Raw genomic sequence first — 13,237 nt, forward strand, 5'->3', positions numbered from 1 at the left:
CAAACTTTGTGCCTGCCAGCCAGGGGGGCGGTGGCACGGCCTTGGTGCATCGCTCTTGCAGGTCCATGCCCACAACTGGGCCCTCCGGATGTGACACCTTCGGTGACAGCGCGCCACGGCGCAGCGCTATGCTGCAGGCATGCCGAACTTTCCCCTTCCGGTTTCGTCGCGTCTGCCTGCCGTGGGCACCACCATTTTTTCGGTGATGTCGGCCCTGGCCCAGCAGCATGGCGCCATCAACCTGTCGCAGGGCTTTCCTGATTTCGATGCGCCCGCCGAGCTGCTGGCTCAGCTGAATGCGGCCGCCCAGGCCGGGCACAACCAGTACGCCCCCATGACCGGCGTGCCCGTGCTGCGCGAGGCCATCGCGGCCAAGGTGCAGGCCCTGTATGGCGCCATCTATTGCCCCGACACCGAGGTGACGGTCACGGCCGGGGCCACGCAGGCCCTGTTCACGGCCATTGCGGCCCTGGTGCACCCGGGTGACGAGGTGATTGTGTTCACGCCGGTGTACGACAGCTACGGCCCCAGCATCGAGTTGCAGGGTGGCACGGTGGTGCATGCGCCCTTGAGCTTGCCCGGCTACAAGCCCGATTGGGCCCTGGTGCAGCGCCTGATCACGCCGCGCACGCGCATGATCATCCTGAACACGCCGCACAACCCCACGGGCACCGTGTGGTCGCTCGATGACATGGCCCGGCTCGAAGCCCTGGTGCGCGGCACCGGCATCGTGCTGCTGAGCGACGAGGTGTACGAGCACATGGTGTTCGACCAGGGCGTGCACCACAGCGTGATGGGCTTTCCCGGCCTGGCCGAACGCGCCGTGGTGGTGTCCAGCTTTGGCAAGACCTACCACATCACCGGCTGGAAGGTGGGCTACTGCCTGGCCCCGCGCGAACTCATGGCCGAGTTCCGCAAGGTGCACCAGTTCAATGTGTTCACGGTGCACACGCCCAGCCAGCACGCGCTGGCGGCTTTCATGCAGCAGCCCGGCTGGTACGAGCAGCTCAAGGCCCTGTACCAAGGCAAGCGCGACATCTTCCGGCAGGCGCTGGCGGGCTCACGTTTCGGGCTGCTGCCCTGCGAGGGCACCTACTTCCAGTGCGTGACCTACCGTGCCCTGAGCGAGCTGCCGGACCGCGACTTCGTGGAGCAGCTCACCACGCAGCACGGCGTGGCGGCCATTCCGGTGTCGGCCTTCTACCCCGAGGGTGATGACCATGGCGTGATCCGCTTCTGCTTTGCCAAATCGGCCCGTACCCTGGAGCAGGCGCTGGAGCGCCTGATTCGCCTGTGAGCCGCTGGCGCTGGGTGTCCGCGGTCGTGCTGGCGCCGGTGGCGCTCGCCGGTGCGCTCTCGATGGCCTTGACGTCATCTGCCCCTGATGCGGTGAGTTCGCCAGAAGAGGACGCGGCATTGGCTCGCATCTGGGTGAGCTTCCGGGCCAGCTTGCCCCACGGCATCACCCGCACGATCTTGTCCGGTCAGCCCGTCACGCTGTCTCTGCCGGCGGCCGACGTGCAGCCGGTGCTCAATGTGCTGGTGCGCAAGTTCATGCCGGCGTCCATCGATGTGCGGCCTGAGCCCGACAAAGTCACCCTGGTGGCGGCTCTGCCGGTCGAGCGCACACCTCTGCGTGTGCTGGCGTCCTGGAGGCCCTGGATCAATGTTCACATGCAGTGGGCGATTGATCCGGCGTCTCGCAAGCCGGTGCTCCAGCAGTTGCGTCTGGGGCAGGTGCCAGTGGCCCCCGGTCTGGTTCAGGCCGTGCTGCAGGGGGTGGCGCGCCACCATGGCATGGAAGACGCGCTGGCCATTGCCGAGGGCACCCTGGTGTCCGCACAAGTGTCCGAGCGCCATGTCACGGGCACCTTGCAGCTGACCGACCAGCTCAAGCGACGCGCCTTGAACCTGGTCGCGCCGCCTGCCGATTGGCCGGTGATCGTGGAGCAGCATCAGCTGATGGTGGCAACCACCTTGCAACAGGGCTGCCACATGTCCCACGTGCTGGCCCGCATGTTCGACCTCGCGCGGCGCCGCACCCTGGCCAGTGCGCTGATGACCACCGACACGCCATCGTCAGAGCCCATGGCCGCGCGCGAGAACCGCGTGGTGCTGCTGGTGGCTGGCATGCATGCGATGCAGTGGCCCGTGCAGAAGCTGCTGCCCTCCAACCTCCGGTGGGAAGGTGGCCAGGCCTTGCCTTTGTGCCTCAATGGCCGTGAGGATTTTGCCCAGCATTATGTGATGTCGGCCTTGCTGTCGACTCTGGCGGGCAGCCGAGCGGCCAATGCGGTCGGGGTGTTCAAGGAGGTGCTGGACAGCACCCCCGGCGCCCAAGGCAGCGGGTTCAGCTTCAACGACATCGCGGCCGATCTGGCGGGCAGCCGCTTGGGCCAGATGGCCAGGACTTCGCCAGTGCGGCTGCAGTTTCAGGCCACGGAAACCCGCCGCGACAGCGACTGGATGCCCGACGTGAGCGATCTGCCCGAGTTCATGTCTGCCGAGGCGTTTCGCGCCCAGTATGGGGGGCCAGGCAACCCGGCGTTTGATCAGGTGTGGCGCGACATCCAGCAGCGGGTGGACCGCCTGCCTGTGTTGCGCTGAGCCCCGGACAGGGCCCAAGGCTTTGGCGGCGCTTCAGTGAGCCTTGAGCACCAGCTTCTTGATCACGCCCACCAGCTCATCGGGCTTGATGGGTTTGACCAGCCAGCCAGTGGCGCCAAGCTCCCGTGCCTCCTGGCGGATGCCGGGCGCGCTTTCGGCGCTCAGGGCCAGGATGGGGATGAAGCGCAGTTTGGTGCGCACCTTCTCGATCACTTCCAGCCCGGTCATGCCCGGCATGTTGATGTCGGTGATGATCAGGTCGGGCCGGTAGCCTTTGTCCAGCAGCGCCAGGCCAGACGCGCCGTCATTGGCGGTGTGCACGTCGTAGCCCGACAGCGTCAAGGCCGACTTGATCGACATGGTCGTCGTCAGGGAATCGTCAATGATGAGGATGGCGGTCATGGCGGCTCCACGCTGAGCGCGGCAGGAAACGGCGTGTGCCCTGCTTTCGGCTGATTGTGGAGTGCGCTGGAATGCCCATCAAGCCGAGATGGTCGGCTTTCCCGGACATTTGCCGCGCTTGCCCCTTGTTCAGCGCTTGTGCTGGAAGCGTCGGGCGGCGTCCAGGCCCAGACCGGCGGCCACCGAGGCGAGGCGGTCGCCGCGCACGGAGCGAGCGCTCGGCAGGGTGGCGGCCAGGGCGTCGGTCAGGCGTTTCAGGCCGGTCGAGCCGCCCGTGAAATACAGCGCCCCGATGTCCGAGGGCTGCACGCCGGCCATCTGCACCGTTTCCAGGGCGCAGCGCTGGATGCGGGCCAGGTCGTCGGCCAGGGCCTGGGCGGCGGCCGCGTCGTCAAAGGGCTGGTGCAGGGCCGCTTCGATGGCCTGCAGGTCGATGTCGGTGTGGCCACCGTCGGCCACCGCGATCTTGGCGCCTTCGGCCTGGCCGATCAGGGCGTGGCCCAGGCGCTGGCGCACCACCTTCATCAGGCGCTGGTGGTGCACCGGGTTGGCGTAGAAGTCGTCCATGGCCTGGAGTTCGGCCACGCGCGGCGGGGCGTACACCGTGTTGATCAGGTGCCAGGTGGACAGGTCGTGGTACACCTTGCTGGGCACCGGCTTGGGCGGCTGGCCCAGCACGCTGGGGCCGTGGGCGCCCAGGCCCAGGGTGGGCATGATGGCGGCCAGCGACACGCGGCGGTCGAAGTCGGTGCCGGCCACGTGCACGCCATGGTTGGCCAGGATGTCGCTGCGGCGGTCGAGCACGGCGCGGCGTGAGGGGCCCACGCGCACCACCGAAAAGTCGCTGGTACCGCCGCCGATGTCGGCCACCAGCACCAGCTCTTCGTGGTCCAGGTGGCGCTCGTGGTCGAAGGCCGCGGCAATGGGCTCGAACTGGAAGGCCACGTCGTCAAAGCCCACGGCACGGGCGGCTTGTTCCAGCGAGGCCTGGGCCTGGGCGTCGCGCACCGGGTCTTCGTCCACAAAGAACACGGGGCGGCCCATCACCACCTGGCGCAGGGGCTGGCCGCCGGCCTTTTCGGCGCCATCTTTCAGATGGCGCAAATAGGTGGTGATGATGTCCAGGTACTTCACGCCCATGCCGCCGCCGATTTCGGTGGTCTGGTCGATCAGGCCCGAGCCCAGTACGCTTTTCATGGAGCGCATCAGGCGGCCTTCGTAGCCATCGACATAGGCCTTCATGGCGGCGCGGCCGAAGGTGCGGGGCAGCTCCAGCTGGCGGCCGGTGCTGCGCGGCTGCACGGCACCGGGGGGCAGGTCGTCGGCGTCGGTGCAATAAAACACCGCCGTGGGCATGGTCAGGTGCTCGCCCTCCAGAGGCACCAGGCGCATCGGCTGATCACCACCGGAAGGGATGGCAATCGCCGAGTTCGAGGTGCCGAAGTCGATGGCGCAAAAGCCTTGGGCGGCGCCAGGCGTGGAGGGGCGGGAAGAAGCGGGCATGGGCAGTGGGCAGGGGCGGTCTCACACCGCCGGGGGCGCGATTGTAGGCGCTCGCAGCCGCGCGCGGATGCGGCTGAGCGAGACCGGCGTGATGCCCAGGTGGCGGGCCAGGTCTTGCTGGGGCACGCGCTGGGCCAGGCCGGGATGCTGTTGCACGAAGGCCTGGTAGCGGGCTTCGGGCGTGTGGGTCAGCAGCAGGTGCTCGCGCTGTTCGCGCCGGGTGGCGTAGTCTTTCCAGCCCATCAGCAGGGCTTGCTGCCACAGCGGGTGGGCGCGGGCGGTGGCTTCCAGCCAGGCGTAGTCGATGCGTTCGACCTCGCAGGGCTCCAGCGCTTCGCAGGCGTAGCTCGACACGCCGCCGGGCAGCAGCGAGGTCAGGCTGCACAGGAAACTGCCCTCGTCGAAAAAAGCCTGCACCCATTCCTGCCCGTCGGCGCCCCGGTACAGCGTCTTGACGCAGCCGCGGCGCAGCACGTGCACATAGGGGTGGGCCTGCCCGATGTCGAACAGGCGCTGGCCCTTGCGCAGTGGCACCAGCTGCACATGGCGCTCGGCATCAGCGGGTGGGTCGGGCAGTTGGTCGGCAGGCACCTGGGCCAGCCAGCCCAGCACCTGCCAGCACAGCCAGTCGCGCATGGGGCTCCTTCGGGGTTGCTGGGGGGTCTTATCTTGTGTGAATGACACCGCAGTGCCAGGGCGACAGCATAGGCGGCATCGTTCCACATGCAAGGGGAGAAAACATGGATGACACCCGCCACGACGCCGACACCGTGGGCACGCTGGCCTGGCTGCGCCGCACCGAGGGCCGCCTGTCGCTCAAAGAACGCCTGGGTTTGATGCAGGCGGCGCTGGGCCCGGCCCTGGGTGACCTGGTGCGCGCCCGTTGGGCGCGGGCCTTGCCCGGCGCACCGGCGCAACCGGTGCCGTGGCCCGACACCCCGGCGGTGGCCCGGGCCCTGCAGGCCATGGCCGCCACCGGCCGCACCGACCTGCTGCACCACGGCTGGCGCACACACGCCTGGGGCTGGGCCTTCGGGGTGGCCGAGGGCCACGCACCCGATGTGGAGCTGTTGCTGGTGGCCAGCCTGCTGCACGACCTGGGCGTGGCCGACCCGGATGGCCGCCAGGCCAGTGGTTGCCAGTGCTTCACCGGGCATTCGGCCGCCGTGGCCATGCACACGGCCCAGGCCTGCGGCTGGAATGCCGAGCGCACACACGCCGTGGGCCAGGCCATTGCGCTGCACATGAACGGCGCCGTGCCGCTGTCGCAAGGCCTGGAGGCCCACCTGCTGGTGCGGGGCGCGGCCTGTGACGTGACCGGTGCGCGCCTGGCGCAGTTGCCCCGCAGTTACCGGCAGGCGGTGCTGCAGGCCCACCCGCGGCTGGATTTCGACGCGCGGTTCACAGCCTTCCTGGCAGCCGAGCGCCAGCGGCAGCCCGACACCCGCGCGGCCTTGCTGGCCCAACTGGGTGTGGGCTGGATGATCCGGTTCAATCCGTTTTGACGCTGCGCGGTGTGGGTTCACCGCCCTGCCGGTAGGCCCGGGGGCTGAGCCCGGCCCAGCGGCGGAAGGCGTGGATGAAGGCCGCCGCTTCGGCGTAGCCCAGTTGCTGGGCAATGGCCTCGATGGGCTGGTGCGTGCCGCGCAGCAGCTGTCGAGCCTTCGCGTAGCGGGCCTCGGCCAGCAGGTCGCGGAAGCTGCGCCCGCTGTCGTCGGTCAGCTGGCGGCGCAGGCTGCGCTCCGACAGGCCGAAGGAGCGGGCCACCTCGTCGGCGCTGGGGTAGTCGCCGGTGAACAGGGCCAGGTGGGCCAGCACGCGCTCGGCCAGGCTGTCGCCGCTGGCCTCCTGGGCCTTGAGCTGCTGGTCGCACAGGCTGCGGTACATGGCGTGGGCCGTGGCGTCGTGCGTGGGCAGCTTCGTCTGCAGGTGCTCGTTGCGCAGCCAGAAGCGCGCCTCGCGTTCGCCAAAACGCACCGGGCAGCCAAAGTGCTGTTCATACGCTGCGGCCTCGGGCGGCTTGGGGTAGGGCATGTCCACCTGCACCGGGCGCAGGTCCATGCCCATGGCGGTCTGCATGTCGCGCACCATCTTGAAGGTGCCCGACACCTCACCGTCGACCCGGAAGCGGAAGGCCGCCGCCGCCATGGCCATGGGCGCCAGGATCAGCGCGCTCTGCCGCTCGCCGGGCTCCAGCCGCAGGGTGCCGTACAGGTAGGTCAGCTTCTGGTACTTCACGCCGGTCTGGATGGCGTCCCACGCGGTGGGGCAGGTCAGCAGCAGCATCACCAGGGGCCCGTAGCCCGCCAGCCCGTAGCTGTTGCCCAGTTTCAGGCCGATCAGCGGCTCGCCCTGCAGGCTGTCGGCCAGGTCGGCGTAGATCTGCAGCTCGCGGGTGCGGTCGATGCGGGTGCTGGGGTCGAGTTGGGCCTCGCTCAGGCCGTGGCGGGCCAGCACCAGGTCCGGGTCATGGCCATGCTGCTTCAGACCCTGCAGCAGGTACATCAGGCCCAGGACGGAACGGGTGCTCATGCGGGTTGGGCGACGTTGATCTGGATCAAACCGGGAAGTGGGCGGGGGCGTTCGAGCCGCATTGTGGCCGAAACGATCAATTGCACGTTGATTTCGAACATGGTTTGCCGCGAGCGCCCTGGGCACCATGGGCACATCGGAGACAGGCTGTTGTCAGATCAACGACACAGCACCCCACCACAAGCCCCACACGAGGTGCCCCATGACCGCTCAAACCCAGACCCCCATCGTTCGCCACGTGGAAGTGGCCATTGCCGGCGCTGGCTTCGGCGGCCTGTGCATGGCCATCCAGCTGCAAAAGGCTGGCATCCATGACTTCCTGATCCTGGAGAAGAAGGGCGAGGTGGGCGGTGCCTGGCGCGACAACCACTACCCCGGCGCGGCCTGCGACGTGCAGTCGCACATGTACTCGTTCTCGTTCGAGCGCAAGCACGACTGGAGCAAGCGCTACGCCCCCTGGCACGAGATCCAGCAGTACATCCTCGACACGGTCGAGAAGCACAAGCTGCGCCCCAAGATCCACTTCAACCAGGAAGTCGACAGCGCGGTGTTCAACGAAGGCATCGGCAAGTGGGTCATCAAGACCATGGGTGGCGAAACCATCATCGCCCGCCACTGGGTGCTGGCCTCGGGCCCGCTGCACGTGCCGGCCATCCCGGACATACAGGGCCTGAGCAGCTTCAAGGGCAAGGTCATGCACTCGGCCGAGTGGGACCACAGTTACCCGCTGGAAGGCAAGCGCGTGGCCTCGATCGGCACGGGCGGCTCGGCCATTCAGTACGTGCCCGAGATCGCGCCCAAGGTGGGCCAGCTGCACGTGTTCCAGCGCACCCCGGCCTGGGTGATCCCGCGTGACGAGCGCAGCTACTCGGGCTTTCGCAAGGCGCTGTTCAAGGCCCTGCCGGTCACGCAGACCCTGCACCGCTGGCGCTGCTACTGGACCAACGAATCACGCGTGTGGCCCATCCTGAACCCCTGGATGGCCAGGATCGGTGAGGGCCTGCTGAAAAAATTCATCAGCTACCAGGTCAAGGACAAGGCCCTGGTCCAGAAGCTCACACCCGACTACACCCTGGGTTGCAAGCGCATCCTGATCAGCAACAAGTGGTACCCCACCTTCAACCGCCAGAACGTGGAGCTGGTGACGGACAACCTGTCGCACTTCACCGAAGACGGCATCGTCACGAAGGACGGCAAAGAGCGCAAGCTCGACTGCGTGATCCTGGGCACCGGCTTCGTGGTCGACCCGCGCATCTACATGAAGAACTTCGAGCTGCGGGGCCTGAACGGGCACACGGTGGCCGAAGACTGGAAGGCCAGCCCGACCGCCTACTTGGGCATCACCACGGCGAACTACCCCAACATGTACATGCTGGTGGGCCCGCACACCGGCCTGGGCCACAACTCGATCATCTTCATGATCGAGGCGCAGGTGGACCACATCATCCAGTGCATCAAGCTGGTCAAGCAGCAGGGCGCCGACTACATCGACGTCAAACCCGAGGCCATGACCCGCTTCCTGGGCGAGATGACCGACGCGCTGAAAGGCACCGTGTGGAGCTCGGGCTGCAAGAGCTGGTACCAGACCGCCGACGGCATCAACTTCGCCATCTGGCCCAAGAGCACCTGGCGCTACTGGCTGGACACCCGCCGCGTGAACCTGGCCGACTACCGCTTCGGCAAGTGCACTGGATCGGTGGTGGGCAAGGCTTCGGGCGGCAGCGTCACGGTGACCGGCTTGAGCGCCGGCGCGCGCGAGGGGGTCATGGCTCGCTCCGCCCATCAGCCCCGCGGCTGACCCCTGCGAGGGTTCAGGTCGGTGCCAGGCCCTGGCGAACTTCCGCCGGGGTCTGGCCCGTCCAGCGGCGCACCGCACGGTGCATGGAGCTGGGCTCGGCATAGGCCGCGCGGGTGGCCACCTCCACCAGCGGCAGGTTGGTGTGGCGCAACTCGTGCAGCACCTGCTGGCGGCGCACGGCTTCCACCTCGTCCTTGAAGCTCAGGCCCTGGTCGGCCAGGCGGCGCTGCAGCTGGCGCGGCGACATGCCCAGCAGGCTGTCCAGGCCCTCGGCCAGTGATTCCAGCGTGGGCAGCTGCCCGCGTTGCAGCTGGTGCGCGATCAGCTGGTGCAGCGGGCCCAGCAGCGGGTCACCGGCCTGCAGCGACTGCTGCCACTGGTGGTCGGTCATGGCGCTCATGACCGAGTGGATCTGCGGGTCGGCGTGCGGGTTGTCCATGCGCAGCCAGTCGGCCGGGCCTTTTTCGCGGGCTTCGGGCGCATCGAAATGCAGCGGGCAGCCCATGAAGGCCTGCAGTGGGCGCGGGTCGGCCGGGGCCGGGCACGGCAGGTGGATCTCGTAGGGCACCAGGTGGCGGCTGGCCACCCAGCGGGCGAATGCGATGCGCGAGACCATCAGGAAGGTCCACAGCTGGGTGTCGCGCGGCACGTCGCCCAGCAGCTGGTGCCGGCTTTCCAGCACATCGCCCACCACGCGGTGTTCGGCCTGGATCTCGCTGCACACCAGGGCCTGCAGGCGCTCGAACAGGGCCAGGCCGTCCACCAGGTCGGAGCAGCTGGTCAGCGCGTAGCCCAGCGGGCCCATGGCGGCGGGCTTGACCTGCTGGCCCACGGTCAGGCCGATGTGCGGGTCACGGCACAGGCGGCCGGCGGCGTGCAGGCCTTCGGTGAGGCGCCGGGCCGTCACTCGCATCACGGGGTCGGCCAGGGCGGCTTCGGGCAGTTGCAGGGCCTGCAGCACGGGGGCCACGTCATGGCCCTGCAGGCGCACGTGGTCGACCAGCAATTTCACATAACTGCTGCTGAAACCACCGCGGGAAGAAGACGTCGGGCTTGTCACGGGTGCCATGGTAGCGCCCCGGGGGGGACAGGGTCTGCCCGCGGTCAGCCCCCGGCCTGGTGCGCCACGCCAGAACCGTGGTGTCTGCGGTCACTGACCCGGGCCGCGGGCGCTTCCACCATGGCGCCATGACACACGCCACCGCCACCCTGCCCCCTGACACCGCCCTGCGCACACTCGACGAGCTGCCCGGCCCGCCCGGCTGGCCCCTGGTGGGCAACGCCTTCCAGGTGCACCTGCCCGAGCTGCACCTGGAGCTCGAGCGCTGGATCGCGCAGCACGGCACGGTGTTTCGCGCCCAGTTCGGCCGCGACAAGCTGCTGGTGATCTCCGACCACGCCCTGGTCACCCAGGTGCTCAAAGACCGGCCCGATGGCTTTCGCCGCCCCTCGCGCCTGGCCGAGGTCATCGAAGAAATCGGCATCCAGCGCGGCGTGTTCACCGCCGAGGGCGAAGCCTGGGCGGCCCAGCGCCGCATGGTGATGGCCAGCTTTTCGCCTGGGCATGTGAGGGCTTACTTTCCTTCTCTGGTGCGTGTCACCGAGACCCTCAAGCGCCGCTGGCAGAAGTTGCAGGCCCAAAACGCACCGATGGACCTGCAGGCCGAGCTGATGCGCTACACGGTGGACGTGATCTCGGGGCTGGCCTTCGGGCAGGACACCAACACGCTCGAGCGTGACGACGACATCATCCAGCACCACCTGGACAAGATCTTCCCGGCCCTGTGGCGGCGCATGAACGCCATCCTGCCCTACTGGCGCTGGGTGCGCCTGCCGGTCGACCGCCAGCTCGACGCCAGCGTGAAGGTGGTGCAGCAGGCCATCGACGGTTTCATTGCCCAGGCCCGCGAACGCCTGCAAGACCCGGCCCGCCGCGCGGCCCCCCAGAACCTGCTGGAAGGCATGCTGGTGGCGGCCGACGAGCCCGGCAGCGGTGTGGGCGATGCCGAAGTGGCCGGCAATGTGTTCACCCTGCTGCTGGCGGGAGAAGACACCACGGCCACGTCCATTTCCTGGTTGCTGTACCTGCTGGTGCGCCGCCCCGAGGCCCTGGCGCGTGCGGTGCAAGAGGTCGACCGCGTGCTGGGCCCGGCCGATGGCGGCGCCTCATGGACGCCCGAGCGCTTTGCCGAACTCGACTACCTGGAGGCCTGCGCCCATGAGGCCATGCGCCTCAAGCCCGTGGGCCCCTTCAACGTGGTCGAGGCCCAGAAAGACACCGTGGTGGGCGATGTGAAGGTGCCCCGCGGCACCATGGTCTTCATGGTGCTGCGCCAGGACAACCTGGACGACCGATTCTTCCCCGAGGCGCGCAGTTTCCAGCCCGAGCGCTGGCTGGGCGACGACGCGCCGGGCACCGTGGGCAATGCCAAGCGCGTGTCCATGCCCTTTGGCGCGGGCCCGCGCGTGTGCCCGGGGCGCTACCTGGCGCTGCTGGAAATCAAGATGGCGCTGGCCATGCTGTTGCAGAACTTCAGGCTCGAGGGCGTGGCCACGCCCGATGGCCGCGAGGCCCGCGAGATCATGTCGTTCACCATGATCCCGGAGGGCCTGAGGCTGCAGCTCTCGCCGCGTTGATCCTGCGTTGATCCCGCGCCGAGTCGCTTCCGCCGCGTCGCGGCTCAGAGGTGGCGATCGCTGTGGTGGCGATCGCCGGCCAGCCGGAACACCGACACCACGTCCGACAGGCGGTGCGACTGGTCTTTCAGGCTCTCGGCGGCGGCGGCGCTTTGCTCCACCAGGGCCGCGTTCTGTTGCGTCATCTGGTCGAGCTGTGACACGGCGCCGTTGACCAGGCCGATGCCGTTCGACTGCTCGTTGGCCGCGTGGGTGATGTCGCTCACGATGGACGACACCTGCTGCACCGACGACACGATGTGCTGCATCGAGGTGCCCGCCTCTTCCACCAGCCGGGTGCCGGCTTCCACGCTTTCGGCCGAGGCCGTGATCAGGCCCTTGATCTCCTTGGCGGCCTGCGCGCTGCGCTGGGCCAGCGAGCGCACCTCGCCCGCCACCACGGCAAAGCCGCGGCCTTGTTCGCCCGCACGCGCTGCTTCCACGGCCGCATTCAGCGCCAGGATGTTGGTCTGGAAGGCGATGCCGTCGATCACGCTGATGATGTCCACGATGCGGCGCGAGCGCTCGTTGATCTCGCCCATGGTGCTGACCACCTGGGCCACCACCTCGCCACCCTTGGCGGCGGCTGCCGCGGCTTCCACGCTCATGCGGCGGGCCTCACCGGCAGCCTCGGCGGTGTGGGCCACGGTGGTGGAGATTTCTTCCATCGACGAGGCGGTCTGCTGCAGGCTGGAGGCCGTCTGTTCGGTGCGGCCCGACAGGTCCAGGCTGCCCGAGGCCACTTCGGTGCTGGCCACGCGGATCGATTCGGTCGATTCGCGCACTTCCAGCACGATGCGTCCCAGGGATGTGCGCATCTCTTCCAGGCGGTTCAGCACGTTTGAGATTTCGTCGTCGCCGATGCCGCGTGTGGCCTTGGACAGGTCGCCTGTGGCGATCGAGTGGGTCACGTCGACCACCTTTTGCAGGGGCCGTGTCACCGAGCGTGTCACCAGCCAGGCAAAGCCCAGGCCCGCGCTGATGCACAGCACGCTCAGGCCTGCGATGGCCACCTGGGCCCGGCGTGCATCGGCTTCTGCTCCGGCGCCCACCGCGATGGCCAGTTTTTCCTGTGACTCGCGGAAGCCCCGGATGGTGTTGAGGTAGGCCTCGGCCTGCGGCATCAGACGGCTGTCCAGCGCTTCCTTGGCGCCCGGGTCGTCGATGTCGAGCAACTGGAAGATGTGGTCCCGGCTCTCGATGTAGGTCTTGCGTTTGGCCGCGATGTCGGCAAACACGGCCTCGTCAGGGGTCCCGGCCGCCGCGCCTTCCAATGTCTTTTGCAACTCGCTGATGCGGGCCGATGTGGCCTTCATCAAGGGCGTGAAGTGCGCTTTCACCTCCTCATGGCTGCCCGATTTGGCGACGGCCAGGGTGCGGTTCACATTCAGCGCGGTCAAGCCCGCCCACTCATCGGCCATGCGCGCGCGCTCGTCGGCCAATCGGGTGGCCTCGATGCCGCGCGTGATGGCGTTGAGTTTCACCCAGCCCACCGAGGCAATGCCCAGAACGAGCGCCAGGACGATGCCAAACCCGACGGTCAGTCGGGGGCCAAGTTTCATGCGGTTGAGGAACATGCGTGTCCTTCTGGTGCGACCCTGACCCGGGCGCGAGTTTTTTCAGAGTTTCGTTTTTGTTATCGGAGGCTCCGCCTGAATCTGTAGCCAGCAGACGGTGCGGGGCTGTGACGCGCGTCACGCGTTCGGGCCTTGCGCTACG

At 68.1% G+C, this 13,237-nt stretch carries 11 protein-coding genes; 5 read left to right on the forward strand and 6 right to left on the reverse strand.

The features are described from left to right. Nucleotides 1–139 precede the first annotated feature (139 nt). Nucleotides 140–1,297, forward strand: a complete 1,158-nt coding sequence (locus EYS42_RS16095; RefSeq protein ID WP_130969220.1) for a pyridoxal phosphate-dependent aminotransferase — start codon at nucleotides 140–142, stop codon at nucleotides 1,295–1,297. Further along, on the forward strand, nucleotides 1,294–2,607 hold the full coding sequence (locus tag EYS42_RS16100) for a YfiM family lipoprotein (RefSeq protein WP_130969221.1): 1,314 nt from the start codon (nucleotides 1,294–1,296) through the stop codon (nucleotides 2,605–2,607). Before EYS42_RS16095 ends, EYS42_RS16100 begins: the two co-directional genes overlap by 4 nt. A 33-nt stretch (nucleotides 2,608–2,640) precedes the next feature. On the opposite strand, the gene EYS42_RS16105 is transcribed toward EYS42_RS16100, so the two are convergent. The 3 genes from EYS42_RS16105 to EYS42_RS16115 form a co-directional block, all read right to left on the reverse strand. After that, complete coding sequence (locus EYS42_RS16105) at nucleotides 2,641–3,009, reverse strand: response regulator (RefSeq protein ID WP_130969222.1); 369 nt, start codon at nucleotides 3,007–3,009, stop codon at nucleotides 2,641–2,643. A 129-nt stretch (nucleotides 3,010–3,138) separates the two neighbouring features. Next, the gene (locus tag EYS42_RS16110; protein WP_130969223.1) at nucleotides 3,139–4,512 is read right to left on the reverse strand and encodes an Hsp70 family protein; all 1,374 of its coding nucleotides are present in this window, start codon (nucleotides 4,510–4,512) and stop codon (nucleotides 3,139–3,141) included. Nucleotides 4,513–4,533: 21 nt separating this feature from the next. Next, nucleotides 4,534–5,148, reverse strand: coding sequence for a Crp/Fnr family transcriptional regulator (locus EYS42_RS16115; RefSeq protein WP_130969224.1), 615 nt, complete (start codon nucleotides 5,146–5,148; stop codon nucleotides 4,534–4,536). A 104-nt stretch (nucleotides 5,149–5,252) separates the two neighbouring features. Between EYS42_RS16115 and EYS42_RS16120 the strand changes: the two genes are divergently transcribed. Next, a complete protein-coding gene (locus EYS42_RS16120; protein WP_130969225.1) occupies nucleotides 5,253–6,017 on the forward strand; it encodes an HD domain-containing protein in 765 nt (254 codons plus the stop codon). Here the strand turns inward: EYS42_RS16120 and EYS42_RS16125 are convergent. After that, a complete protein-coding gene (locus tag EYS42_RS16125; protein WP_165456829.1) occupies nucleotides 6,004–7,044 on the reverse strand; it encodes an AraC family transcriptional regulator in 1,041 nt (346 codons plus the stop codon). The two genes, EYS42_RS16120 and EYS42_RS16125, sit on opposite strands and share 14 nt — an antisense overlap. Nucleotides 7,045–7,246: 202 nt before the next feature. On the opposite strand from EYS42_RS16125, the gene EYS42_RS16130 reads away from it, so the two are divergent. After that, nucleotides 7,247–8,842, forward strand: coding sequence for a flavin-containing monooxygenase (locus EYS42_RS16130; protein WP_130969227.1), 1,596 nt, complete (start codon nucleotides 7,247–7,249; stop codon nucleotides 8,840–8,842). Between the two features lie 13 nt (nucleotides 8,843–8,855). Here the strand turns inward: EYS42_RS16130 and EYS42_RS16135 are convergent, their stop codons facing one another. Further along, a complete protein-coding gene (locus tag EYS42_RS16135) occupies nucleotides 8,856–9,911 on the reverse strand; it encodes an AraC family transcriptional regulator (protein ID WP_130969228.1) in 1,056 nt (351 codons plus the stop codon). 119 nt (nucleotides 9,912–10,030) lie between these two features. Here EYS42_RS16135 and EYS42_RS16140 point away from each other — a divergent pair, with 119 nt between their 5' ends. Further along, nucleotides 10,031–11,479 (forward strand): cytochrome P450, encoded by a 1,449-nt coding sequence (locus EYS42_RS16140; RefSeq protein ID WP_130969229.1) that lies wholly within the window; start codon nucleotides 10,031–10,033, stop codon nucleotides 11,477–11,479. A 44-nt stretch (nucleotides 11,480–11,523) separates the two neighbouring features. On the opposite strand, the gene EYS42_RS16145 is transcribed toward EYS42_RS16140, so the two are convergent. After that, a complete protein-coding gene (locus EYS42_RS16145; RefSeq protein ID WP_130969230.1) occupies nucleotides 11,524–13,095 on the reverse strand; it encodes a methyl-accepting chemotaxis protein in 1,572 nt (523 codons plus the stop codon). Nucleotides 13,096–13,237 lie beyond the last annotated feature (142 nt).

The sequence above is a fragment of the Aquabacterium lacunae genome (genome assembly GCF_004310865.1).
Taxonomy (GTDB): domain Bacteria; phylum Pseudomonadota; class Gammaproteobacteria; order Burkholderiales; family Burkholderiaceae_C; genus Aquabacterium; species Aquabacterium lacunae.